Origin of the sequence: Leifsonia sp. C5G2, assembly GCF_013359685.1 — a bacterium.
Classification (GTDB): domain Bacteria; phylum Actinomycetota; class Actinomycetes; order Actinomycetales; family Microbacteriaceae; genus Leifsonia.
In genome coordinates this window covers 17,589-42,252 of sequence record NZ_JABFMV010000021.1, presented here as the reverse complement: position 1 = coordinate 42,252, position 24,664 = coordinate 17,589, and the positions used below count along the sequence as shown (strand labels likewise).

Genomic DNA, 24,664 nt, shown 5'->3' with positions numbered 1-24,664 from the left:
CCCCCGGCCGATGGCCGAGGGCTTCTTCAAATGAGACCTAAGACGCGACTCAGGTAAGACCTATGTCGCGACTCAAGACAGGGCGGAGGGCGTGGGATTCGAACTCTATCCGGGATACTCTTGTCACGTCACCGGGCTGGAATACCCGCGGAAAATCAACAATCAACGCGCTCGCTCGACCCCTTACGACCCCACTCAACCTCGTCCGATTGTGCGCAAAATGTGCGCAAATTGCGCGCGGTAGGATATCAACCCAAAATATCAAACTGACGGAGGTTGTTGACAGTCGGGTCTTCCAGTTTGGGAACAAAACAGCGGTGAAGAGCGGTGACTCGGGGCGCAGACGCACACCGGCCACAACTTCGGCGACACCGACACCCGCGTAATCTCCATCGAACTCAAGGAGCCCCGCCTGGGCGACGTCGACGTACCGACGGCACTCGGTCCGAGCTCCTTGCTGAAACCCAATCGTGGACGTCCTCAACGACGACACGACCTCAGTCGACAAGAGCCAGGCCGCCATCAACGAGGACGACCTCCCCTGTCACATAATCGGAGCGGATCAGCGCAAGTGCCATCTCTGCCACGTCCGCGGGGTTCCCAATCCGCCCGAGCGGGGTAAGCCGCGCGACCTCGACCCCGCGTTCGCCGTATCCAGCGGTCCAGGGCGTCGCCACGAAGCCCGGTGCGACGGCGTTGACCCGAATGCCGCGCGGGCCGAGTGCCCGAGCGAGCGTTCGTGTCAACTGGATGAGGGCCGCCTTCGAGACCGAGTACGGCAGCGAGCTGCCAGCAACCCGGATCCCCGCCGAAGACGCCACATTGACGACCGCGCCGATCGGTGACGCCTCCAGGAGCCCGGCAGCCGCCTTAACCGTGTTCCAGGCGCCGATCACGTTGACGTCGAGGATTCGCCGCCAGTCGGAGACATCTATCCCGTCCAAGTCGGCGAAGTCCACGAACTTCGTCGCACCCGCGCTGTTGACGAGCACGTCGAGCCGGCCGTGCTCCTGCTCGACCGCCTCGATGACACGGGCCACCTGTTCTTCGTCCGAGACATCACAGGGCAGGTTCGCTACAGATCGTCCGTCGGAGAGCCGCAACTTGCCGCCCCGACGAGAACTGATCACGACCGTCATGCGCTCATCGGCGAAGCGTTCCGCCATGCCGAGCCCGATTCCGGAGCTGCCGCCGAATATCAGGGCGACCGGGTTCCCATTCATCGCAGCCTCCCGCCGGGATACAAGGTCAGGCTCTCTGCGACACAGGCCGCGCGGTCTGCGCCGTCGGCTGTCATCGTCACACGGGATGTCAGCAAGACCCCGCGCTCCTGCTCACGTACGTCGATTACCTCGAGCACCGCTCGCATAATCGCGCCGGAAGCCACCGGGGAAGGGAAGCGGACTCGATCCAGACCGTAGTTCACCGCCGCGGGCGCGTCGATCACCCTCATCAGTTCCCCAACGAACCGCGAAAGCAGGGCCAGCGTGAGGAAGCCGTGGGCCACGGTTCCGCCGAAGGGGCCACCTGCTGCGCGCTCTGGGTCGGTGTGGATCCACTGGAGGTCCTCGGTGACGCGAGCGAAGCTGTCGATGCGCTCCTGTGTCACGTCGACGGCGCTACTGGGACCGAGGGACCGCCCGACCATACTCGGAAGATCCGCGAGCCGAAGCCCGTCAGCGGATATAGCCATTGGCGAGCCAGCCTCCATCGATCGACAGCGTCGCGCCGGAGACGAACGACGAGAGGTCGCTCAGCAGGAACAGGGTCGCGCCCGCGACGTCGTCCGGCATACCGAACCGGCGCAGTGGGGTCCGACCCTCGACGACGTCGCGGTCGAGGATGCCGCGCCGGAGCAGGTCGCCGGTCAGGTCGGTCTCGATGTAGCCGGGGGCGATCGCGTTCACGCGCACGCCCAGCGGTCCCCACTCGACGGCGAGCGAGCGGGTGAGCCCCAGCACGGCCGTCTTGGAGGCGACGTAGGCTGCGCGCTCCGGCTGTCCGATGAACGACGACAGGGAGGCCGTGTTCACGATCGAGCCGCCGTCCGGCATGGCGCGCACAGCGGCCTGCGAGCACGCGAACACCGCCGCGACGTTGACCTCTAGGATCCTTCGGAAGTCCGCCAGGTGATAGTCGGCACTCGGCCCGACCTTGGTGATCCCGGCGTTGTTGACCAGCCCGTCGATCCGGCCGAACTTGGCGACGACGCGCTCGAATGCGGCCTCCCGCTCGTCGTCGACGGCGAGCTCGGCGGCGATCCCGTGGATGGTCGCGCCTGCAGCCGCCGCCTCCTGTACGACACCGTCGAGTCGCTCGGCGTCGCGCGCCAGGACGACGACCGTGGCGCCGGCCGCGTGCGCCGCCTTCACCATCGACAGGCCCATGCCACGGCTGCCTCCGGTGATCACGACGACTCTGCCGCTCAGGTCGACCGTCACGGCCGGGTCGTTCCAGGTGGTCATTCTGATTCTCCTCTCGAGGGTGCGTCCAGTTCCGTCGCGCGCCGCACCAGTCGCGCATAGCCGATCGCGTCGAGGTACGCCCAGTGGTCCTCTGCCTCCGGGCCCTCGACGGTCGCCTGCGGGTCCGCAGGGTATCTGCCGGCGAAGGCGAGCGGATGCGCTCCGAACGGGGTGTGCGCGAGCGCGACGACGTGCTCGCCCGGCACCACCAGATCGCGCGGCCGCCCGAGGGCGGTGGCCGGGCTCACGAGCTGTTCGACTGTCGCGATCACGCGGCCGGCGCCGGCGCCGAGCAGGCGGTCGGCGTACCACTCGTCCGGGTCGGCCACCAGCAGGAGGTCGCCGGCGAGGGTCGCCGCGTCGGCGTGCAGCAGCAGCACGTCGGCGTGGAGCGCCTCCCCGTCGGGCATGAGCTCGAGCGGGACGCCGAGGAGGTCGCCCTCCGGTCCGTCCGTCCGCGCCAGCAACCGGGACAGGCGCGTCCCCTGGCGGGCGAGCGCGCGCACGAGCGCGAGCGGCCGACGCGCCTGAGCCGGGCCGCCGATCGCCACGACAGCGCCGTCGGGCACCGCCCGCGCCGCCTCGGCGAGCGACACCAGTCGCTCCGTGCTCCGCTGCCCGGTCATGCGCGGTCCGCCTTCAGGTAGATGCCGTCCGGATCGATGTGCACGCGCAAGAGCTCCAGCTCCTCCTCGCTCGGGGGCGGTGTCGTCGGGAGGTCGTCCGGCCGCCCGATCGCGAACCCGGTCGCCGCCTCGACGTCGGCCCAGTGCACGCCGGGGTGCAGCGACACCGCGGTCATCTCCTTCGTGACCTCGTCGAAGCCGAACACCCCGAGGTCGGTGACCACCCCGACCGGGCCGCGCCCGCGGAGCCCCGCAGCCTCCCTGGCGCCCGGTCCGGTGATGAACCCCGGCGTCGTCAGGTGGTCCACGCTCTCGACGAAGGTGCGCCTGCTGTGCCGCACGACGATCAGGAACTCGCCCGCCGCGCTGGCGATGTCGTTCGCGCCGCCGCTGCCGCCCAGCCGGGTCGCGGGACGACGGTAGCCTTCGCCACCGACCGCGGTGCTGTTGATGTTGCCGAACCGATCGACCTGGGCGCCGCCGAGCACGCCGAAGTCGACGTTGCCGCCCTGCAGCAGGAGCAGCGCGTCGAGCATCCCGCTGACCCTGCGCGCCGTCGACTGCAGCCGCGGGTCGCCGACGGCGCGGGCGATCGACCGCGGCTCCGGCGCCAGGACGCCCGACTCGAACATCAGCGTCACGTCGGGCGCATGGGTCGCCTTGGCGAGGTACGCGGCGACCATCGGGAGGCCGGTGCCGATGAAGGCGTTCCAGCCGTCGCGGATGAAGCGGCTGGTCGCGACCGTCATGATCTCGTCGCTCGTGAACGCGCTCACCACTCGCCCCGTCCTCTCGCCAGCTTGTGCACCGGGTCGACGACCGCCTCGCTCAGACGGCGTGCGCCGATCCTGTCGAGGTACGCGTCGTGGTCGGCGGTTCCGAAGATCCAATCGGCCAGGTACGCCGCGGTCGTCCCCGGGTCGCGCGAGGCCTCGTAGTACTCGCCCATCAGCTCCAGGTCCTCGTCGTAGAGCCCGTACATCCCGCCCGGGTACGCGCCGTACGGCGTGTGGACGACCTGGTCGACCAGGATCCCCGGCACCGACACCAGCTGGTTGTTCCGCACGATCTCGTCACCGGTCACCAGCCGCTCGGTCGTCAGGATCACGTGCCTGGCAGACCGCACCTGCGCGTCGAGCACGGAGAGCTGGCCGTAGAGGATGCCGTTGCCCTGGTCGTCCGCCTCGGTCACATGGATGACGGCGACGTCCGGCTGCAGCGCCGACACCACGCCGATGCTCTCGTCGCCGAACGGAGACGGGATGCGCGCGAACTTCGGCTTCGGCCCGGTCTGGAGATTCTCCAGGTCGGAGCCGGCCATCGTCCGCAGCGGCAGGAACGGCACATCCCAGCCACCGGCGAGCAGCCGGAGGGTGAGCCCGAGGTGACTGTGGTCGTCGGTCGTGATCTCGCCGTTCTCGACCGCCCGGCAGATGGCGCGGACGCGTCCGAGACCTTCGAACATCAGGTTGGACATGTCGATGTGGCGCACGCGTCCCGCCGCGGTCAGCAGCTCGGCGGGCCAGCACTCCGCGATGGCGTGCAGGGTGAAGCCGCCGGTGCCCGCCCGCAGGAGTTCGTGGACGAACGCGAGCGGGTGGCCGAAGTGGCCGAAGCCGCTGAATGACAATGAGGCGCCCTCCTGGACGCTCGCCACCGCGGTGGGGAGGTCGACGACCTTGCTGCGGGCGCTCATTGCGCCGTCAACCCGCCGTCCACCGGCAGGTCGACTCCGGTGACGAACGACGACTCGTCTGACAGGAGGTAGCGCACGGCGTAGGCGATGTCGATCGGCTGGCCGAGGCGTGCCATCGGCACCTGTGCGGTGAGCCTGACCTCCAGCTCCTGCACCCCGGCCGGGTCGGCCTTCGGCCCGACGACCATCGCCATCCTCGTCTTCATCGGGCCCGGGTGCACCGAGTTCGCCCGGATGCCGCGCGACGCGAACTCCGTCGCGACCGACTTCGTCAGCAACCGGACGCCGCCCTTCGACGCCTGGTAGGCGGCGCCCCCGCCTCTGCCGACGAGCCCGTCGACTGAGCCGATGGTCACGATCGAGCCGCCGCCTGCGGCCAGCAGTGCGGGGACGACGGCGCGGATCCCGAACCACGCCCCGGTGAGGTTGACGTGGATGGTGCGCTCGAAGACGTCGATCTCGGTGTCGGCCGCGCCGGCACGGCTCAGGATGGCGGCGTAGTTGACCATGCCGTCCAGGCCGCCGAACTCGGCGGTCGCGAGCTCCACGAGACGCGTCCACGAGTCGGCGTCGCCGACGTCCGCGACGGCTGCGACGGCGGTCCCGCCGGTCGCGCGGATCTCGCCGGCGACCGTCTCGGCCGCCTCCTGGACCGCGTCGGCCACCACGACGTGGGCGCCCTGTTCGGCGAACAGCCGTGCGCCGACGCTGCCCTGGGCGCCTCCCGCGCCGACGACGAGGATGCGCTTGCCGCTGAGTGTGGTCATCGTGTGTTCCCTTCCGCCCCGCTGTGGGGCATGTCCACGGTGTGCTCGCTCCAGGACCGGCGGATCGCGTCGAGCGTGTCCGCGTTCTCGATCGAGTCCTCGAGCGTGATCAGGGGGTCCGCTCCGTCGAGCAGGACGGCAGCGACGGCCTGGACCTCCAGGTCGAACTGGTCGGCGAACGGCACGGTCTCGCGCCGGGCCGGTCCGGAGAAGGGCATCACCTCGATCACAGGATCGCCCCACTCGGCCGCCGTGCGGAAGGCGTTCGTCATCCGCAGCCGGCCGCGGTCGCCCTGCAGGTCGAGCAGGGCGCCGCCCGGCACGTCCATCGCCACGAAGAACTGGCCGAGCACGCCGTCGTCGAAGAGGATCTCTCCGGAGAAGCGCAGGTCGACTCCGCGCCCCTCGGAGAGCAGCCGGCCGGTGACGCGCTCGGGATGGCCGCCCGCGTAGGTGCGCAGCCCGCTCACTGTGTACGACCCGATGTCGCCGAGCGCACCTCCGCCCAGCCCGGCGTCGTACCGGATGTCGCGGGCGGCCGCGTCGGTGTCGCCTCCATAGCCCGCCGCGAGGTCGTAGGTGTAGGCGATCCGCACCAGGCGCAGGGGCCCGAGCTCGTCGCGCACGATCTCCCGGATCCGCTCAACGCGCGGATGGTACCGCCACATGAACCCTTCGAGCAGGAGCCGGTCGGCGGCCCGGGCGGCGTCGGCCATCGCCCGCGCGTCGGCGCCGGTGAGTGCGAGCGGCTTCTCGACCAGGACGTGCTTCCCGGCCTCCAGCGCGGCGATCGCCCACTGCCGGTGCAGCGAGTTGGGCAGTGGGACGTAGACGATGTCGACGCCTTCGTCGTGCAGCAGCTCGTCATAGCTCCCGTAGGCACGGGAGGCGCCCAACCGCCCCGCGAATGCGCTCGCGTCGGCGGTGCTGCGGCTGGCCACGGCGGCCAGGACGGAGCGCGGGTCACGTGCGATGGCGGGGGCGAGCCCCGTCTCCACGATCCGCGCGGAACCGAGCACGCCCCAGCGGAGCGGGGCGGTACGGGCGTGCGTCACGGGTGAGCCTCCTTGCTCGTCGGAGCTGCGATGCGCCGACGCAAATCAGTATAGACATATAGTCCAAATGGTTCTAGCATCGGTTTCGCCGGCCTCGGAGCAGAGGCGGCGGGAAGCGAGCCAGGATGATCACCGGTCACACCCGTGTCATCGCCGTCGTCGGCGACCCGATCACCGCCGCTCGCGCCCCGCAGGCGCTCAACGAGGCACTCGCCGCGGGCGGGCACGACGCCGTGGCGATCCCCGCGGGCATCCCCGCCGAGGCGCTGCCGGCCTTCATCGCGAGCGCGCGCGGCTGGACGAACCTCGCCGGCCTGGTCGTGACCATGCCGCACAAGGGCGCTCTGGCCTCCCTCGTCGACGAGCTCACCCCGGCGGCCCGCCTGAGCGGTGCGGTCAATGTCGTGAACCGCACCCCGGACGGCCGGCTCGAGGGCGACCAGCTCGACGGGAGCGGCTTCGTCGGCAGCCTGCAGGCGGCGGCGATCGAACCCGCGGGGTCGCGCATCCTGCTGCTCGGCGCGGGCGGCGTCGCCCGCTCGATCGCCTTCGCGCTCGCCGGCTCCGGGCCCGCGCGCCTGCGGATGGTCAACCGGTCGCAAGCCCCCGTGGAGGAGCTGGTCGCAGAGCTGCGTGCCGCGTTCCCCGACCGCGACATCGCGGCGGGCACCGTCGGCGATGCGGCCGACTCCGACCTCGTCGTCAACGCCACCAGCGTGGGCTCGGTGGTGAATCCGGGCATCCCGATCGATCCCTCCCTGCTCGCGCCCGACACGGTCGTGGCCGACGTCGTCGCCAACCCCGAGCACACCGAGCTCCTCGCCGCCGCCGCGGGCCGGGGCCTCCGAACGCACAGCGGCGTCCGGATGCAGGAGGCCCAGTTCGGCCGCATCCTCGACCGGCTGCTGTGACGAGCCCCGCCCCTCGGCCTCCGAGTCCATCCCCAACCCCTTCTGAGGAGGAACCCGAACGATGAACGAATCCGCACCCAGCACCGACACACCCAGCACCGACGCACCCAGCACCGTCGCACCCAGCGCCGTCGTCACCGGCGCCGCCGGCGGCATCGGCCTCGCCCTGGCGCACGCCTTCGCGGCCTCCGGCCACCGCGTCGTCCTCTCCGACCTGCGCGAGGGCGCCCTGAACGAGGCGCGCGACCGGATCGCCGAGTCCGTCCCCGGCGCCGAACTGCTCGCGGTGCGCACCGACGTCACGGACTTCGACGACGTGGCCGCCCTCGCCGACACCGTGGCCGGCGAATGGGGCACTCCCGACATCGTCGTCAACAACGCCGGCATCATCGGCCCCGTCGGCCCGGTCTGGGAGGGGCCGCTCGACCAGTGGGAGCTGTCGATGCGCATCAACTACTGGGGCGTGCTGCACGGCATGCGCGCCTTCCTGCCCGCGATGATCGAGCGCGGCTCCGGCCGTGTGGTGAACACCGCGTCGGTGGCGTCGTGGTCGTCCGGTCCGCGGATGGGCTCGTACGGCTCGACCAAGCACGCCGTCCTCGCCCTCACCGAGTCCGCCTCCCGCGAGCTGCGCGAGATCGGCAGCGCCGTGCGGGTGTCCATGATCTGCCCGACCACCGTCCGCACCGGTCTCGTCAACCACCTCGAGGAAGCGGGCGGCGCCGACGAGGTGGGCCGTGCGCGCCTGCTCGCCGCGCGCGAGCACGGCCTCAGCCCCGAGGAGGTCGCGACGATCGTCCTCAAAGGCATCGCGGAGGACCGCTACGTGATCACGACCGACCAGGCATGGCTGATCAACGCGGCGAAGCAGCGGCTGGCGATCGCCGAGGGCGCCGAGCCGCCCATGGACCGCGAGCCGCCGCGCTGACCTCCCCCGGAAGCGAGCGGTTCGCGACGCGGCGCCGCCCTCAGATCCCGATCACCGGGTGAGGGCGGCGCTCGTCGTCGGTCACCATCGCCCGGGCCCAGCCCAGCGCCGTGCGCGGGCCGCCGTCCGAGTCGATCCAGACCTCCAGCTCCTGCACCCCGTCCGTCTCGCCGACGAGCGCGGCTCGAACGGTCAGCTGCTCCCCGCAGAACGCGGGGTGCGTGTAGCGCAGGTCGAGCTCGCCCGTCGTGAACCAGCTCGCGCCGAAGTAGCCGACCATCGCCTCGGCGATGAGCCCGGTCTGCTGGAGGGCCTGCACGATGGTGCGGTCCACTCCGCTGTCCCGAGCCCGGCCGATGTCGGTGTGCACGTTGCGGTAGCCGCGTGCGAGCCAGGAGAACACGTTCATCTGGTCCTGCGTGAAGTGCCGCGAGACGCCGGCGACGGGCGAGCCGAGTGGCGCGCCGAGCGCAGCCCTGGTCAGGGTCGGCAACGCGGTGTCGGGCGCCGCCTGCACGCGGCGGCCAGCCGGAGCGGCCTTCGATCGGCCGGAGACCTCGCCGGCGCGGGTCCGCATGATCTCCGTGCCGCGGTGCTCGACGACGGTCCGGCCGTCCTCCGCGGTCGCCGCGGCCTCCATGACGACGTAGCCGTGCCCGCGGTTCTCGTACCGTTCGACGTATCCGCCGTCGATGCGCACGGACTCGCCGAGGCGCAGCGGCGAGCGGAAGCGCAGCCGCTCATGGGTCTGCAGGCCCTCGGCGGTGTTGCCGTTGTAGGTCTCGTAGAACAGAAACAGCAGGTCGTTGGCCAGGGCCAGCGGATGTCCGATCGGACCGCCGAAGGGCGACTCCCCGAAGTACCACGAGCCGTAGTCGCCCTGGGCGAAGGCGAACGCGCGAACGCGGTCGGCGTCGAGGGTCGCCTCGGTGGAGGGGAACGGCTCGGGGATCACGATCGCGTCGTAGCTGGCGTCCTTGCCGTGGGCGTGCGCCTCCGCGTGAGTGATCGTCGAGGGATGGGTGATCGTCATCGTTCTGCGTCCTCCGATGGATGGAGATGGATGGTCGGATGTCAGCGTTCGAGCCGCACGATGAGCGGCAGGCTCGCGGAGGTGAAGCTCTGGGCGACCTCCACCGGGTTGCCCGAGCCGTCCCAGGAGACACGGCGGATGCTCATGACCGGGCTGCCCGGCGTCTCCTCGAGCGCGTCAGCGACCTCCGGTGTGGCCGTGGCGACCGACACCGCCTGCTCCGCGCTGCGGATCTCGATGCCGCCCCGCTCGCGCATGGTCTTGTAGAGCGAGCCGTCGATCAGGCCGTCGCGGCCCAGCCCGGGGACGAGCAGGTAGGGGACCCACGACTCCTGCAGCGCGATCGGCTTGCCGTGCAGCCTCCGCAGCCGGATCACGTGCGACGTGGTCGCCCCGTGGCCGAGCACCAGGTCGTCGGCGACGGCGGCCGGCGGTGCGACGACCTCCTGCAGCAGCAGGTCAGTGACGATCTCGTTCGGGTCGAGCCCCATCTCCTCGTGGAAGGCGCCGAGCTGGTTGCCGCGGCGCTGGATGGGGCGGGGCGTGTTCACGAAGGTGCCTGCTCCGTGACGCCGCACGACGAGGCCGCCGGCCTCGAGCTCGCCGAGCGCCTGGCGCAGGGTCATGCGGCTCACGCCGTAACGCTCCGCGAGCCGCGGCTCGCTGTCGAGCCGGTCGCCGGGCTGGAGCGACCCGCCCGTGATCTGCTCGGTGATGTCTCGCACGATGACCTGATAGATCGGTCCGATGGCGGAGCCCACGATGCCTCCTCGTCGCCGCATGCTCGCCAGTTCCCCGAAGCGGCTTGGTTGTATTGTATGAAAGATTTGTGTGGACGTCTAGTCTACTTGCCAATCCGAGTAGACGGCGCGGTACGCCTCCACCCGCTCGGGGTCGGGGGCGACGACGCCGGGCGAACGCACCCCGACGTCGAACTCTCCCGAGGTCTCCGCACCGATCCCGCGGAACGCGATCAGCGCCGCGCCCATGAGACTGACGTCGGGCTCTCCGCACAGTACGACGGGCCGGCCCAGGATGTCCGCCCGCAACTGCGCGAGAAGTCGGGACCGCGCGGCCCCTCCGGCGAGCGCGATGGACGCCTCGCGAGCAGGGTCGAGCACGTCGACGCCCTCGCGGACGACGAACGCCGCACCCTCCACCGCGGCCTGGACGATGTCGGCGGCCTCGTGCTCGGCGCGCTGACCGCGGAGCCGGCCGGTCTCGTGCGGACGCCAGCGCGGGAACCGGGCTCCGGAGAGGGTCGGCACCAGTCGCAAGCCGCCGGCGCCCGGGCGGAGCGGTGCACGCCCCTCGAGCGCCGCGACGGCCGTCCCCGAGTCCCCGAAGCCGAGGAGCGCGGCCCAGCGTGCCAGCGCGCCACCGGTCATGCCGGTCGCGCCACCCGCGCTGAACCCGCCCAGCGGATACGGGTTCACCATCGCCTCCGCCGGCGCGGCCTCCGGGTCTCCGACGAGCCCGACCAGGACGTCCGTGGTCCCCGCCACGTCGGCGATGAGGTCGGAGCGCTCGCCGATCACGAAGGTCGCGCCGACCGTCCCGTCCGGACCGCCGGAGACGACCGGCGTCCCGGAGGGCAGGCCCAGCTCCGCGCTCACGGCCGCGCCGAGCACGCCGACGACGGAGGTGGAGGGCAGCTGGCCCGGGAACAGCGCCGCGTCGAGCCTCGTCGCCTCCAGCAGACCCGCATCCCACCCGCGCTCGGCGACCCTGGCGAGCCCGGTGTACGCGGCCGAGGTGTGATCGGTCGCCACCTCTCCGGTCAACCGGGCCACCAGGAAGTCCTTGGGCGACACGATCGCCCGCACGCGGGCGAACTCCTCCGGCCGCTCCGAGCGGAACTGGAGCGCGGCCGCTCCGGCACCTCCGGTGATCGAGGGGCGCCCCGCCGAGCGCAGGAGCTCGCCCGACCGCGCGCCGAGCGCGGCCTCCAGCAGCGGCACCCCGTCGGTGTCCGCCCAGCCCCGGCCCGGCCCGATGGGCTGCAGCCTCTCGTCCAGGAACACCGTGCCGATGTGACCCGCGATGGCGATCGTGCCGATCCCGGCCCGGGCATCGGCGGCCAGCGACGCGCAGACCGTCACCACCTGCGACCACAGCAGCTGCGGATCGAAGACGAGCCCGGAATGGGAGTCCGGCCGTTCCACCCGTGCGGTGGAAACGAGCACGCCGAGCGGGTCGACGGCGGCGGCGCGCACGGCCGAGGAGCCGACATCGATCGCGAGGGCCAGCGCGCCCGGCATCAGATCGCCCCGTCCTCGTACAGCCGCGCGATCTCCGCCGGGGACATCCCGAGGATGCCGCCGTACACGAAGTCGTTGTCCTCTCCGGCCAGCGGAGGAGCCTTCCTGATCGTCGGCGGCGTCTCACTGAGCTTGATCGGCGACCCGGGCAGGCGGAGCGTCCCGAGGGTGGGATGCTCGACCTCCTGCACCATCTCGCGTGCGGCGATCTGCGGCGACGCGGCGACCTCCGCGATCGACGCCACCGGCGCGTACGGCACTCCCGCACCGCGCAGCGCCTCGGCGATCTCGTCGCGGGTCCGCGTGCGCGCCCAGTCCGCGACGGCGCCCTCGAGGAGGTCGCGGTGCGCCATCCGCACCTCGGCGTGCTGGTAGCGCGGGTCGCCGGCCAGGTCAGGCCGCCCGATGACCCCGAACAGGGTGCGGAACAGCGTGCGCGTCCCGCCCTGGATGTAGATGGACCCGTCCGCCGCCTCGTACACGTTCACCGGTGCTGTCAGCGGATCGCGCGACCCGCTGCGTGGGATCTCCTCGCCTAGCATCAGCTGCGTGATCAGCCGGATGCCGAGGGTCGCGAACATCGAGTCGAGCGACGCGATGTCGACCAGCTGGCCCTCACCGGTGCGCTCCCGGTGCACCACCGCGGCGAGAGTGCCGATCGCGGCCAGGTAGCCGGTCGTGTAGTCGGCGATGTAGGTTCCGCTGAGCGTCGGCATCCCGTCCGGGTCGCCCGTCACGTGCATCAGCCCCGACTGCGCCTGGGAGATGGCGTCGAACAGCGCTCGCGACGAGTCCGGCCCGGTCTGCCCGAACCCCGAGATCGAGACGAGGATGACGGACGGGTTCAGCTCGCGCATCCGCTCCCAGCCGATGCCGATCTTGTCCATCGTGCCCGGCCGGAAGTTCTCGACCACGACGTCGGCCCACTCCACCAGCCGTTCGAGGATGCCGAGCGCCCTGGCATGACGGGTGTCGAGCGTCGCGTCGTACTTGTTGCGGTGGTAGAGCATCATGTAGACGCTCTCGTCGCGGTAGTACGGGCCGTGATGCCGGGAGTCCTCGCCGCCAGGGCGCTCGATCTTGACGACCTCCGCCCCGAAGTCGCCCAGGATCTGGGCGCACAGCGGACCGGCGATGAACCGCGAGAGATCGAGCACCTTCAGTCCGTCGAGCGGGCCGACACCGTTCTCTCGCGCCATCGCGTCCTATTCCTCGCTCGCCTCGTAGGGGACGAACGCGTGGTACGTCCACGCGTTCGCGTTGCGGTCCAGCGGCACGTCGAGCACGACCGGGCCGACCCCGGTCGTCAGCGCCTCGGCGGCGCGACGGGTCAGCGTCGCCAGGTCGTGCACCACTTCGCCGTCGACGCCCATCCCGCGGGCCACCTCGCCGAAGTCCACCGGGCCGAAGTCGACGCCGATGGTGCGCCCGTTGAAGTGCAGCTCCTGCTCCTGCCGGATGTTGCCGTAGCTCGCGTCGTTGAGGACCACGATGCAGACTTTACCGCCGACCCGCGCCAGCGTCTCGAGCTCTCCGAGACTCATCCCGAGCGATCCGTCGCCGATGAGCGCCAGCACGGGCCGATTCGGGTCGAGCACGGTCGCGGCGATGGCCGAGGGGAGGGCGAAGCCCATGTTCCCGAAGCCGACCGGCTTGATGTAGCTGTTCGTCTGGGTGACCTGCCAGAGGAACGACCAGACGCCCGGGTTGCCGGCGTCGGGAATGAGCAGGGTGTCGTCGGGAGCCACCTCGCGCAGAGCCCGCACGATGTCGGCGGGCGACAGCGGTGCCGCGTGCTCGCCCTCGGCGACGGCGGTGCTCTCCCACCATTCGGCGCGCGCCTGCTGGAGGTCTTCGATCCACTCCGCGCGCGATTCCCGCGCGGCGGCCGCACGGTCGCCCACGGCGTCGATCACGGCGGCGGCGAAGGACGAGATGTCGGAGACGATGCCGGTGGTGACCTCGGAATAGTAGCGGCCGATCATCGTCGAGTCGACGTCCACCTGGATCACATCGGGCAACACGCGCTTCCAGCGCGTGGTCGAGACCGCGTTGAGGCTGTTGCCCAGCGCGAGCACCAGGTCGGCGTCGCCGATGACCCGGGTCGAGATGGTCGTCCCCATCCGGCTGACGGCGCCGAACGCGAGCGGGTTCGTGGTCGGCACGGCGCCGATGCCGTTGAAGGTGGTGACGACCGGGATGTTGAGCGCCTCGGCGAGCGCGAGCACAGCGTCGCCAGCACGCCCGCGGTTGCCGCCGTTGCCGAGCCAGATCACCGGACGCTCGGCCGCGAGCAGCCGCTCGACGGCTTCGGCGACGGCGACAGCGTTCGGCGCGGGTCGTTGGGCGACCCAGGCCCGGGACGGGTGCACCTCCGGGATCTCCGGCGGCTGCACCACCGTCCCCTCGATGGTGTCGCGCGCGAAGTCGAGATGCACGGGCCCGGGGTTGCCCGACATCGCGTTGATGTAGGCCTCCTCCATCGCCTGCTTGATCGAGGTCGGGTGCGCGACGAGCCGGCTCCACTTGGTCAGCGGCTTGAACAGTTCGACATGGTCGGCGTTCTGAGCGTCGTCCTTGTTGATGTTCTCGCCGTTGTTGTTGCAGGTGATCACGAACCCGGGGCTGGAGTCGCGGTACGCGCCGCCGACACCGGTCAGCAGGTTGGTCGCACCCGGTCCGGTAGTCGAGATGCACGCGGCGATCTCGCCAGTGAGGCGCCCGTAGGCGTCCATCATCACGGCTGCCGCGTTCTCGTGGCGGGTGTGGATGAGCTCGATCCCCGGGGTGTCGATGATCGCGTCGGTGATGGCCAGGGTCTGGCCGCCGACGACACCGAACACGTATCGGATCCCGAGCGACTTGAGCATGTCGACGACGATCTGGCCGCCGGTCTTCGGAGTGGTCATGAGTCCGTTCTTCTGTCGAGGGATGGTGGGGTCAGGAGCGGGAGGGAAGCGCGGCGGAGGCCCAGCCGACGGTCACGAGACGACCGTCGGCGCGGCGGATCCACACCTCGAGCTCGGCGGTGCTGCCGCCGCCCTCGCGGGGGACGACGGCGGTGACGAGCGCGTGGATGGTGATCGGCTCGAAGACCTCGACGGGCACCAGGAACTTCGCCTGGATCCAGCCCGTGGTGAAGAATCCGGCGCCGAAGGCCTGCACCAGGCGGCCTGCGATGAGCCCGAACTGCTGCGCCCCCTGCACGATCGGCTGCCGCAGCTTGCCTTCCCGCGCGGCCCGGAGGTCGTTGTGCGTGTTGACGACGTATTCGCCGATCCGGGAGAACACCGCTGTCTGCTCGAAGGTCACCTCGTGCGTGACGGGCTCGAGCACGTCGCCGGGCCGCGTGTCCGCGTCGAACGCGGCGACGGTGCGCGCGCCGTCCGGGATCTCGCCGGTCACGCGCTTCTCGGGCGTCCCGCTGCCCCGTCCGCCGAGCGTGCCCGGTACGGTCTTGAGGATCTCGACCCCGCGGTGGCGGACGATGCTGCGCCCGTCCTCACCGGTGGCCGCGGCCTCCATGACGACGTAGCCCTCGCCGCGGCGCACGTACGACTCGGTGTAGGTGGCGGCCAGTGTCACCTCCTCATCGAGGTGGGCCGGGCTGTCGAACCACATCTGCTCCTCGGTGTGGAATCCCACGACCTCGCTCGCCGCGTACACGTTCGTGAACATCTGGACGAGGTCGTTGCAGAGCAGCGTGGCCTGGCCGATGCGGCCGCCGAAGGGGCTGTCCTCGAAGTACCAGGGGCCGTACTCGTCCTGCGTGAACGCGTACCGCTTGATCTTGTGGTCGTCCACGAGCTCGCGCACGGTGCCGAGGTCTTCGGGGATCTCGAGATTCTCGAACTCCGGTTCCTTGCGGCCGGCCTCCCGGTCGGCGATGTCGTCGTAGTCGACGATGCGGCGCGGATCGGTGAGGTCTCGCCACGGCCTCGTCGCTGAGTCCTGTGTCATCTGTTCGTTCTCCATCGGTTCGGATACGTCTAGTAGTCTATACAACTAGACGACTTGTCTGCAAGTGATCGGTCGTCGGGTCAGTGGATGCCGGCGCTCGCGAGCCGCCGGCTGAAGCCCTGGCTCACGATGAACATCAGCGCCATCGGCACGGCACCCACGATCGCCGCCGCCGAGAGCGGGCCGACGAGCTGCACGAAGTCCTGCGAGAAGCTCGTCACGTAGATCGGGAAGGTGTACGTCTGCGGGCCTGCCAGCGGCGCGACGATGATGTAGTCGACATAGATGAACAGGCCGGCGAGGATCCCCGTCGCCGCGATCCCTGGCGTCGCGATCGGCAGCACCACCGAGAAGAACATGCGCATCCGGCCCGCGCCGTCGACCGCGCCGGCCTCCTCCACTTCGCGCGGGATCTGGTCGAAGGTGACGCGCAGTGTCCACACGCAGTAGGGGAGCGCGAGCGGCGCGAGCGCGATGATGATCCCGGGGAGGGTGTTCAGCATCTGCACCTTCGCGAAGATCAGATAGAAGGGCATCACGAGCGCGATCGGCGGGATGCCGCGCAGCACGAAGAACGACAGGTACGCCATCCTCCCCGAGCGGCGGTGACGGAGGTGCGACAGCGCGTACGCGGCGGGAACCGCCAGCACGAGGGCGATCACGGTCGAGGCGATCGTGACGATCGTGCTGTTGATCAGCGGGATCCAGATCGAGTTCGCGCCGGAGAACAGCCCGGCGTAGTTCGTCAGTGTGAACGACGACGGCAGCTCGAGCCCGTCGAGCAGGTCGCCCTCCGGCGACAGCGACGTCACCACGAGGAAGTAGACCGGCACGAGCACCCAGAGCAGGATCACGACCATCAGCACCGACCGCGGCAGCAGCCGGACAGTGCGCTTGAGGGTCCGCATGTCAGGACTCCTTCCCGTAGAACCGCTGCCAGCCGAGCACGGCCGCGACCGAGATCACGCCGCTGATCAGCAGCATGACGATGGCCATCGCCGAGCCGTTGCCGTAGTCGAGCAGGTTGAACGCCTGCTGGTAGATGAACGTGCTCAGGATGTGCGTCGAATTGCCCGGACCTCCCTGGGTCAGCACCCAGACGAACGGGAACGAGAGGAACGAGTCGAGCGCTTTGAAGCTGAGGGTCACGAAGATCACCGGCCGCATCAGCGGGAAGATGATCGTCCGCAGACGCTGCCAGTAGCTCGCGCCGTCGACCATCGACGCCTCCAGCACGGTCCTGTCGAGCTGGTCGAGGCCGGTGGAGAAGAGGATGAACACCCACGGCGACCACGCCCAGACCACCACGACGATGATCGCCCAGAACGCCAGCTTCGGATCGCCGAGCGGAGGCGGCACGATGCCATCGAGGCCGAGCACCTTCAGGAACTCGCCACCGTGCGGCGCATACATGACGTTGCGCCAGAACACGGCGCTCGCGGTCGGGATGACCAGGATCGGCAGGATGAACACGGCCCGCCAGAACTTCGCCCAGGCCGGTTTCATGTTGAAGAGCAGCAGTGCCTGCGTCATCGCGAGCACGAAGTCGAACAGGATGACCACGATCACGTAGCCGAACGTCCGCAGCAGCGCCGCGACGAAGTCGCCGTTCTGACCGGTGAAGAGCCGGACGTAGTTGTCGAATCCCGTGAACGAGTCCGAGCCGACCTGGAGGTTGTAGTTGCGCAGGCTGTAGTAGAGCGTGAAGCCGATCGGAACGGCGATCAGGGCGATCACGCCGATCAGCGCCGGGATGAGGAACGGCCAGAAACCCTGCCGCTTGCGACGTGCGCGTTCGCGGGTCTTCGTCTGGTCCACCGGTCCCGACCCCTTCTGTTCCGCACGTCTCGTGAGAGTTCCGTTGGACACGGTCCGTCTCCTTTCTATGGCGCCGGGGCCGTGCACACGGCACGACCCCGGCGGCTGAGCACGAGGCTCACGATCAGTGGGCGACTCCTGCCGCATTCGCGGCGTCCTGCATCTGGTTGCCCGAGGTGTCGGCATACTCCTTCGGCGACAGCTGTCCGCCGATCAGCTTCTCGACGAGGGGGATGTCGATCGACTGACGCAGCTGGTTCGTCACCGGCGTCACCTTGTAGGCCTTCGCGTGGCTGACGGAGTCCGCGACGCCCTGGGGGATCAGGTTCTGCTGAACCGACCAGCTCAGGAGCGACTTGTCGGTCGGCACGTACACGCCGACGCCCTTGCTGAGCGCGATCTTCTGGATCTCGGGAGACATGATCCACTTGGTGAACTCCCACGACGCGTCCTTGTGCTTGCTGCACTCCGGGATGCCGCGGCCCCAGTAGAACGAGATGCCGCCCTGCCCCTTCTGCAGGCTCGGGAACTCGAAGGTCCCGATGTCGCCGAGGGTGGACTGCGCGTCCTTCAGCTTGTTCCAGAAGAGGTAGATGTGGTCGTAGTCCATCGCCGTGTTGCCCGCGAGGAAGTTCGCCGTGGTGTCGGCCGACTGCATCGCGCCGATGGAGTCGGGGGTGTCGCCGTCGGTGATGAAGCCCTTGAGGTAGTCGGCGGCCGCCACGACCTTCTTCTCGTTGTCCGGGTGCGCCGGACCCCACTGGGCGTTGCCCTTGGCGTCCTGGTAGCCGTCGACGCCGTTGCGGAAGATCAGGTCGGCGAGCGTGGTCTCGGCGGGGTCGCCCGAGCCGGAGAACACGATGCCCTTGCGGTCACCGGTCGAGAAGAACGCCGCGACATCCTTCACCTGCTGGGCCGTGGTGGGCGGGTCGGGAAGCTTGTAGCCGTACTTCGCCTGGAACGCCGACTGGTTCGACGGATCCTCGAACCAGGTCTTGCGGTAGGCGACGGCCTTCGCGCCCGAGTAGAACGGGTAGAACTTGAGCTTCCCGTCGAAGGTGTACGCCTTCTGGGCGAACGACACCTGGTCCTTGAGAAGGGCGGCGGTGGTGCTTCCGTCCGCCTTGAGGAACGTGCCGAGATCGGCCATGTGGGATGCTGCGGCGGCTGTCCCGCCGTCGAGCATCTCGACGTTGTCGATGGTGCAGCCGCCCACCGTCACATCGCGGAGGAACGCGCTCGAGATGTCGGTCGTGTTGACCTTGTCGAGCTCGACCTTGATACCGGTCTTGGCCTCCCACTTCGGCAGTTCGGTGTCCCACACGGGGTTGAACTGTTGGTGCCCGGAGCTGACCATCACCTTGATGGTCTGGCCGCGCAGGTCGGAGGCCTTGGTGGACGAGCCGGGGGTGCTCGTTCCGGGGCTGCAGGCGGCCAACAAGGCCACCATGCTGGAGGCGATGAGGACGAATCCTCCGCGCCGGAGATTGCGCTTGTTCACTCTTTCACCTTTCTTGTGGCGTCCTTGCCCAAGAGGGACACGCGCTGTTGCGCGTCGGGTTGATTCGCCCCCATCTAGAGGACTAGACAAATCGTACGACAGTTGTGGCCAAATGCCAACGGTCGATTTCGACGGTGACCATTTGGATGTTTTCGCTTGCCGCCGTCGGCGGACAGCGATCAGTTGCGCTCGTCTCCTTGAGTACTTGGGCCTGACGAACCGAACGGACGGACTAGGCGGCACGCCTGCCGGTCACTTACTACGAGCTCAGGTCCAGGCGGCGTTTGATTCGACTCGCGTGAAACGGCAACAAAAGGGGAGCTGCGCGAGGCGTCTTCCTGCTTGACGGGTTGTCCGTCTGCCTGGCCGTCGATCGTAGTTCGCTCTGCGGGCTGCGTGCCGGGCTTTCGCGGCATATCCTCACTCGCTACGCTCCCTGCGGTATTCCACGACCCGACACTGCGCTCCGCTCCGCTCACCCTCGATCCCCTTGCCATACAGGCGAACAAGAACAGTTGAAGGGATCACAGAACCATGAGCGACACCACCACCACTGCTGCGGGCACCATCGAACACCTCGACCCGCACACCCTGATCATCGAAACCAACGTGCGACCCTCCGCACCCATCACCCCCGCTTTCGTGCAATCCATTAAAGAGAACGGCGTCCTCACTCCCGTTCTCGGACACCGCAGCGACGACGGCACCGTGACTGTTCGGGCAGGACAGCGCCGCATCTTCGCCGCTCGCGAAGCCGGACTGACGACCATTCCTGTCTACCTGGTGGCAGTGGACGAGGTGACCGCGGAGCGAATCGTGCAGCAGATGGTCGAGAATGACCAACGCGAAGCCCTCACCGACGGCGACCGCGCCGCCGCGTTCCAGCAACTCGCATTCGAAGGACTCTCTGTCACCGCGATCGCCCGCCGCACCGGGACCAAGCCGAAAGAGGTCAAGACCGCTCTCGCGGTTTCTGAGAACGAGGTGGCGGCGTCCGCGATCCAAGAGCACGAGCTGACCCTGGATCAGGCGGCGGTGCTGATCGAGTTCGACAGCGACGACGACATCCGCGCCGACCTGATAAAGGTCGCGACCACCGACCCGATCCAGTTCGTGCACGCGGCCCAGCGGGCACGCGACGAGAAGGCCCGAGCCAAGACCAAGGCGGGAGCGGAAGCCGACCTGGCCGCGCGCGGGTACGCGATCCTTGACGTGGACCCTGGCTACTACGACACCGAGTACACCCGCATCAGCGAACTCCTCACCGCCGACGACCAACGCGTCACCGTCGAACACATCGAGCACCAGGACGGGCGAGCCGCGCTCGTGCGCGTCTACGCGGACGGCGACGCCACCATCAGCTATTTCCTCCAGGACCCGAAAGCCGCAGGCTTCCGCACCTACGGGGGCACCCAGTCCAAGTCTGGGCCGATGACAGACGAGGAGAAGGCCGAACGACGGACTCTGATCGCGAACAATAAGGCGTGGGCATCCGCCGAAATCGTCCGCCGCGAATGGCTCGCCACGCTCCTGTCCCGGAAGGCTCTGCCCAAGGACGCGGCCGTCGTGATCGCCAAGGGTCTGACCATCCACCGGCAGGCGATCAGCACCGCCATCCGTGAAGGCAACGATCTCGCCCACCAGCTGCTCGGCCTGGAGCCCTCCGGCTATTTCGAGAACGACAAGCTCGTCGCGTTGGTCCAGCAGACCCCGGCCAAAGCGCAGCATGTCGCTCTGGCGGTCGTACTCGGCGCGTGCGAGTCGGTCACCAGCAAGCAAACCTGGCGCTACCCCTCCCCCACCGACACGGACTACTTCACCCAACTCGGGGCCTGGGGCTACAGCCTCAGCGACGTCGAGCAAATCGTGACAGCAGGCGAAGCCGCCCAGGCGGCAGAAAAGGCTGATCCGGTCAACGCAGAACCTGGCGCAGGCGACTGACCACGCCGGACGGAAGCGGGCCTGCACACCAGGCCCGCTTCTCGTTGAGCGGTCAAGACAGTTCGCGAGTCGTCGCCGCGACTGTCGACGGCCCGACGGCTGGACCACCCCGCTGGGCTACCCGGTTGAAGGCAACGAACGGAACACACGCTGTCTCGGCCGTCAGCGCCGCCAGCCGGCCGATCGACGTGCGTGGATCAGCGGCAATCGCCCATCCATCAACGGCGTACCGGCTCACCGTCTCGATGCACTCCCGCTTCTCTTCCGCTGATGGGCTGATCGAGCCGACCACTCCGATCAGTCCACCTTGCAGTTCCGGACCCATGTTTCTCGTATCGATGGCGAATACCCGCATCCTGATCACTCCCCTGGTTGATCGACCCTTCTATGGGCCGGTGTCAAATTGGTCCGCCGAGCCGACTGACCAGGTGAGGGCGTTTGTGCTGTCCTGTTCCTGATCGTTTTTCTTGCCGTTCCGGCACACAGATCGAGAGCGGGCGGAGGCAGCGCAGTGCCCGGAGGGAGCGGTTGCTAAGCGCAGGGAGCGCAGCGAGCGGAGTCTGCAAATAGCGCGTGCAGGGAACGGAGTTGGTGGAGCTCGCTATGATCGGCGGCCGGATCGGAAAGAAATCCTGGAGGAGGCGTTCCATCCAGCAAAGCAGCGCCGCCTCCGTGCGGCTCCACCCCGTGCCCGGGTCTGATCCCGGGGCTATTCGTGACGTCCCTGGGCTACTTAGACTCCGGGCATCGACGGGCTCGAGGAGGACTGGTGGGCGCAGAGCAGCGGGTGACGACGGCGTACGCGGCGGAGGTGGCTCGTGCCGCCTACCTCTGGGGGTGGCCTCTGGTGAACATCCACAACCGACGCGTGTTCATGGAACAGCTGCCCGGGCCGAGGCTGCTGGCCGGAATCGTGCCCGCCGGGCCGCCGAACCACATCGGGATGCTGCATGACTACATTCGTCCCGAGGAACGCGTCGTCGCCTGCCCGAACCAAGACGTCGCGTACGGGTTCGGGCCGCTGGATGGGAACCTGGGGCCCGCGGTCGTGCAGGTGCCGGACTTCGGCGACCGGTTCTGGGTGTACCAGGTCGTGAACCAGCGCACCGACTCGTTCGTCGAGCTCGGCAAGATGTACGGGACGAAACCCGGTCACTACCTCCTCGCGCCGGAGGCCTGGGACGGCGAGGTCCCGTCCGGGATCGCCGGCGTGTTCCGCTACGACACCCGCTGCGGTGTGGTCATCCCCCGGGTCTTCATGGACGACACGGCCGAGGATCGCGCCGCCGTCCTCCCGCTGGTCAACCAGATCAGCGTGTATCCCCTCGCCGAGTTCGACGGCACCATGAAGGTCACCGACTGGACCTCCGTGCCCAGCTTCGGCGCATCGGGTTCCACCTCCGGCCAGGAGGAGACACAGTGGGTCCACCCCGACACGTTCTTCGAGTCCTTCGGTGAGATCCTCGACGAAGTGCCGCCGCTTCCCGGGGAGGAGGCGATGTACGACTGGTTCCGTGTCGTCCTCGACGCCGCGAAACGGGACGGCGACGTCGCCGCCGCGTGCCGGCAGGCGGCCCTGGAGGCCGACGCGATCGTGAAGGAGCTGTTCGAGTTCCGCAACTACGGCATCCCCGTCGGTGACAACTGGTCCACCCAGCGCTCCGGCGCCCGCTTCGGCACCGACTATCTGATGCGCACCGCGGTCGGCAAATCCAACATCTTCGTCAACACCCCCAACGAGACGACCTACTTCTACCAGGACCTCGACGCCGACGGCGCACGCCTGAACGGCTCACGCCGCTACTCGCTGCGCTTCGACGCGGGAGAATTGCCCCCGGTGGCCGGCTTCTGGTCGCTCACCGTCTACAACAAGCACCACTTCTTCCACGCCAACGACCTCGACCGGTTCTCCCTCGGCACCAAGAACCAGAACCTCACCTACGCCGCCGACGGTTCGCTCACCCTCACGGTCGGCGGCGAACCACCGACCGACCCGGCACAGCTCGCCAACTGGCTGCCGGCTCCCGCGGACGACTTCTCCGTCTACCTCCGCGCCTACTGGCCGGACGACCGGATCCTCAACGGAGACTGGGCACCGCCCGCGGTCCATCCGGCCTGAAACGTCGGTGATCGATCACCGCAAAGCCATCGCCGTGTTGAGGTGCCGGAACAACTGCCGAGCGATATAGCGCTTCAGGCTGCGGCGGATCTCCCGTTTGCTCTTGCCCTCGGCCAACCGTCTGGCCAGGTAGTCGCGCGTCGCTGGGTCGCAACTCAACCGGACCCGGGCGATGACGTCCAGCGCCCGGTTCAACTGCCGATCGCCGTGTCGATTGAGCCGATGCCTGGTCGTGTTCCCGCTGGAGGCCTCCAATGGTGACGCCCCAGCCAGAGCGGCGAACGCCGCCTCATTGCGGACACGCCCCTGATGAGAATAGGCGGTGACCAGAATGGCTCCAGTGACGGCACCCACATCGAGCAGCTGCTGCAACCCTGGCGCGAGCTGCTGAACGTGACCGGCCAACGCCGCCTGGTTGTCCGCGAGTTGAAGCGTGAGCGCTTGCACGGAGACGGCCAACAGTCGAGCTTCCTGCCGAATGGTCATCATCGCTGTGTCGTCCGCGACGCGCTGACGCCAACCTGCAACTTCGCGGACCTGGACATCCGTGAGCGGCTTGCGAACGTCGATACCGAGATCAAAGCTGCGCAGCAGAGCAGTGAGCGCGTTCCGCTCCGCGGTTCGCCGACTGTCCATCGCCTGCCGTGCCACCAAGAGGACCCGCAGGGCGGCGCGGAGTCCGTCCGATCGCGGTGTTGTCAAGCGATCAACCTCCGACGCGAGATCAGTCCGGGCTGCGGCAACGGCGTCGATCTCGTCGGACTTGCCGCGTCCGGCGCGGGCCGCCCGCTTCGGCGGTCGGACGTCGCACACGTCGACGCCGGCAGCGATCAGAGCTCGCCTGAGGCCCGAACCATAGGAACTCGCGCCCTCGATCGCGACCAGGAGCCGCCCTTGAGCACGGCGCCGGATCCAAGCCAGTGCCCTGCTGAGACCGTTCGCCTGCTTCCAGCACCGCGTAGGTGTGTGTTCGTGCATGCGTGTCGACGCCGACGACGTGGTCATAGTGATCAGCCACGGAGTTCACTCCGATGGTCCCCTTCCGGTTGGCGAACAGTGCAGTTCGTCGGTCTGGAAGTGTTTCGAGGCGGAACTCTCACGAGTCACACGAGCCGGTTCCCCGGTCGCGGACGACCTTCTATCAAGCCATCGGAACAGACAAACCGACGCCCAGTTCAGCGCGCGGACAGATCGATCGAAAGGCACCCGAGGGGCCATTTTTGTTTTGAGTCACGCGACGCCGAACCGAACGTCAGTCTGCCAGCCAGTCCCAGACCGACCGGTCTCATTAGAGTCTTGTTTGCCTTTCCGCCGGGGAGATCAGTGGGAGGTGCGGAGTGCCGGGACCGTGGAATACCGGAGGGAGCGCAGCGAGTGAGGATATGCCGCGAAAGCTCGGCACGGAAGCACCGGGAACGAGCTACGATCGGGCGGCGGAATGACACACAAACTGAGGGACAGCGCCGCCGCAGGCGGCTCCCCTGCCATCACCGACGAGGTTGGCGCACTGACACCATCCAGTCGATCTCCGACGCCCTCGGCCGGCATATCTGTCGGGAGATCGGCTGCCACACGCAGCACGC

Annotated in this window: 22 protein-coding genes and 1 pseudogene; 4 read left to right on the top strand and 19 right to left on the bottom strand. The window is 68.8% G+C overall.

What is annotated here, in order from left to right; all coding sequences use genetic code 11:
• Positions 1-497: 497 nt before the first annotated feature.
• The 8 genes from HNO83_RS19120 to HNO83_RS19085 are packed head-to-tail and all read right to left on the bottom strand — an operon-like array spanning position 498 to position 6,609.
• A complete protein-coding gene (locus HNO83_RS19120; RefSeq protein ID WP_175339125.1) occupies positions 498-1,223 on the bottom strand; it encodes an SDR family NAD(P)-dependent oxidoreductase in 726 nt (241 codons plus the stop codon).
• Positions 1,220-1,693 carry a MaoC family dehydratase gene (locus HNO83_RS19115; protein WP_175339124.1) on the bottom strand — a complete coding sequence of 158 codons (474 nt, stop codon included), beginning with the start codon at positions 1,691-1,693 and terminating at the stop codon, positions 1,220-1,222. Before HNO83_RS19115 ends, HNO83_RS19120 begins: the two co-directional genes overlap by 4 nt.
• Entirely contained in the window at positions 1,677-2,465 is a 789-nt protein-coding gene (locus HNO83_RS19110) for an SDR family NAD(P)-dependent oxidoreductase (RefSeq protein WP_175339123.1), read from the bottom strand. Before HNO83_RS19110 ends, HNO83_RS19115 begins: the two co-directional genes overlap by 17 nt.
• Positions 2,462-3,091: a CoA-transferase gene (locus HNO83_RS19105; RefSeq protein WP_175339122.1), complete on the bottom strand. Its 630-nt coding sequence runs from the start codon at positions 3,089-3,091 to the stop codon at positions 2,462-2,464. The genes HNO83_RS19110 and HNO83_RS19105 overlap by 4 nt, the downstream gene beginning before the upstream one ends.
• Positions 3,088-3,867, bottom strand: coding sequence for a CoA-transferase subunit beta (locus HNO83_RS19100; protein ID WP_175339121.1), 780 nt, complete (start codon positions 3,865-3,867; stop codon positions 3,088-3,090). The genes HNO83_RS19105 and HNO83_RS19100 overlap by 4 nt, the downstream gene beginning before the upstream one ends.
• Positions 3,864-4,787 (bottom strand): CoA transferase subunit A, encoded by a 924-nt coding sequence (locus HNO83_RS19095; RefSeq protein ID WP_175339120.1) that lies wholly within the window; start codon positions 4,785-4,787, stop codon positions 3,864-3,866. Before HNO83_RS19095 ends, HNO83_RS19100 begins: the two co-directional genes overlap by 4 nt.
• The gene (locus HNO83_RS19090; RefSeq protein WP_175339119.1) at positions 4,784-5,554 is read right to left on the bottom strand and encodes an SDR family NAD(P)-dependent oxidoreductase; all 771 of its coding nucleotides are present in this window, start codon (positions 5,552-5,554) and stop codon (positions 4,784-4,786) included. Before HNO83_RS19090 ends, HNO83_RS19095 begins: the two co-directional genes overlap by 4 nt.
• Positions 5,551-6,609, bottom strand: a complete 1,059-nt coding sequence (locus HNO83_RS19085) for a Gfo/Idh/MocA family protein (RefSeq protein ID WP_175339118.1) — start codon at positions 6,607-6,609, stop codon at positions 5,551-5,553. The genes HNO83_RS19090 and HNO83_RS19085 overlap by 4 nt, the downstream gene beginning before the upstream one ends.
• Positions 6,610-6,734: 125 nt before the next feature.
• On the opposite strand from HNO83_RS19085, the gene HNO83_RS19080 reads away from it, so the two are divergent.
• On the top strand, positions 6,735-7,520 hold the full coding sequence (locus tag HNO83_RS19080) for a shikimate dehydrogenase family protein (protein ID WP_175339117.1): 786 nt from the start codon (positions 6,735-6,737) through the stop codon (positions 7,518-7,520).
• A 61-nt stretch (positions 7,521-7,581) separates the two neighbouring features.
• Positions 7,582-8,448, top strand: a complete 867-nt coding sequence (locus tag HNO83_RS19075; RefSeq protein ID WP_175339116.1) for an SDR family oxidoreductase — start codon at positions 7,582-7,584, stop codon at positions 8,446-8,448.
• Positions 8,449-8,488: 40 nt separating this feature from the next.
• On the opposite strand, the gene HNO83_RS19070 is transcribed toward HNO83_RS19075, so the two are convergent.
• The 9 genes from HNO83_RS19070 to HNO83_RS19030 form a co-directional block, all read right to left on the bottom strand.
• Positions 8,489-9,481: a MaoC family dehydratase gene (locus HNO83_RS19070; protein ID WP_175339115.1), complete on the bottom strand. Its 993-nt coding sequence runs from the start codon at positions 9,479-9,481 to the stop codon at positions 8,489-8,491.
• Between the two features lie 41 nt (positions 9,482-9,522).
• Positions 9,523-10,242 carry a GntR family transcriptional regulator gene (locus tag HNO83_RS19065; protein WP_175339114.1) on the bottom strand — a complete coding sequence of 240 codons (720 nt, stop codon included), beginning with the start codon at positions 10,240-10,242 and terminating at the stop codon, positions 9,523-9,525.
• A 78-nt stretch (positions 10,243-10,320) separates the two neighbouring features.
• The gene (locus HNO83_RS19060) at positions 10,321-11,742 is read right to left on the bottom strand and encodes a xylulokinase (protein ID WP_175339113.1); all 1,422 of its coding nucleotides are present in this window, start codon (positions 11,740-11,742) and stop codon (positions 10,321-10,323) included.
• Complete coding sequence (locus HNO83_RS19055; RefSeq protein WP_175339112.1) at positions 11,742-12,941, bottom strand: CaiB/BaiF CoA transferase family protein; 1,200 nt, start codon at positions 12,939-12,941, stop codon at positions 11,742-11,744. Before HNO83_RS19055 ends, HNO83_RS19060 begins: the two co-directional genes overlap by 1 nt.
• Before the next feature lie 6 nt (positions 12,942-12,947).
• Positions 12,948-14,651, bottom strand: coding sequence for a thiamine pyrophosphate-binding protein (locus HNO83_RS19050; RefSeq protein ID WP_175339111.1), 1,704 nt, complete (start codon positions 14,649-14,651; stop codon positions 12,948-12,950).
• A gap of 31 nt (positions 14,652-14,682) precedes the next feature.
• Positions 14,683-15,702: a MaoC family dehydratase gene (locus HNO83_RS19045; RefSeq protein WP_175339110.1), complete on the bottom strand. Its 1,020-nt coding sequence runs from the start codon at positions 15,700-15,702 to the stop codon at positions 14,683-14,685.
• Positions 15,703-15,782: 80 nt separating this feature from the next.
• Positions 15,783-16,610: a carbohydrate ABC transporter permease gene (locus HNO83_RS19040; protein WP_175339109.1), complete on the bottom strand. Its 828-nt coding sequence runs from the start codon at positions 16,608-16,610 to the stop codon at positions 15,783-15,785.
• 1 nt (position 16,611) lies between these two features.
• Positions 16,612-17,520 carry a carbohydrate ABC transporter permease gene (locus HNO83_RS19035; protein WP_175339108.1) on the bottom strand — a complete coding sequence of 303 codons (909 nt, stop codon included), beginning with the start codon at positions 17,518-17,520 and terminating at the stop codon, positions 16,612-16,614.
• Positions 17,521-17,644: 124 nt separating this feature from the next.
• Positions 17,645-19,021: an ABC transporter substrate-binding protein gene (locus HNO83_RS19030; RefSeq protein WP_175339107.1), complete on the bottom strand. Its 1,377-nt coding sequence runs from the start codon at positions 19,019-19,021 to the stop codon at positions 17,645-17,647.
• Positions 19,022-19,555: 534 nt separating this feature from the next.
• Here HNO83_RS19030 and HNO83_RS19025 point away from each other — a divergent pair.
• Positions 19,556-20,962 (top strand): ParB/RepB/Spo0J family partition protein, encoded by a 1,407-nt coding sequence (locus tag HNO83_RS19025; RefSeq protein ID WP_175339106.1) that lies wholly within the window; start codon positions 19,556-19,558, stop codon positions 20,960-20,962.
• Positions 20,963-21,014: 52 nt separating this feature from the next.
• Here HNO83_RS19025 and HNO83_RS19020 read toward each other — a convergent pair whose 3' ends face one another.
• Entirely contained in the window at positions 21,015-21,317 is a 303-nt protein-coding gene (locus HNO83_RS19020; RefSeq protein ID WP_175339105.1) for a hypothetical protein, read from the bottom strand.
• Positions 21,318-21,731: 414 nt separating this feature from the next.
• Here HNO83_RS19020 and HNO83_RS19015 point away from each other — a divergent pair, with 414 nt between their 5' ends.
• On the top strand, positions 21,732-23,081 hold the full coding sequence (locus HNO83_RS19015) for a DUF1214 domain-containing protein (protein WP_217499249.1): 1,350 nt from the start codon (positions 21,732-21,734) through the stop codon (positions 23,079-23,081).
• A gap of 15 nt (positions 23,082-23,096) precedes the next feature.
• On the opposite strand, the pseudogene HNO83_RS19010 reads toward HNO83_RS19015, so the two are convergent.
• Positions 23,097-24,108, bottom strand: a pseudogene (locus tag HNO83_RS19010) (transposase).
• Positions 24,109-24,664: the final 556 nt, after the last annotated feature.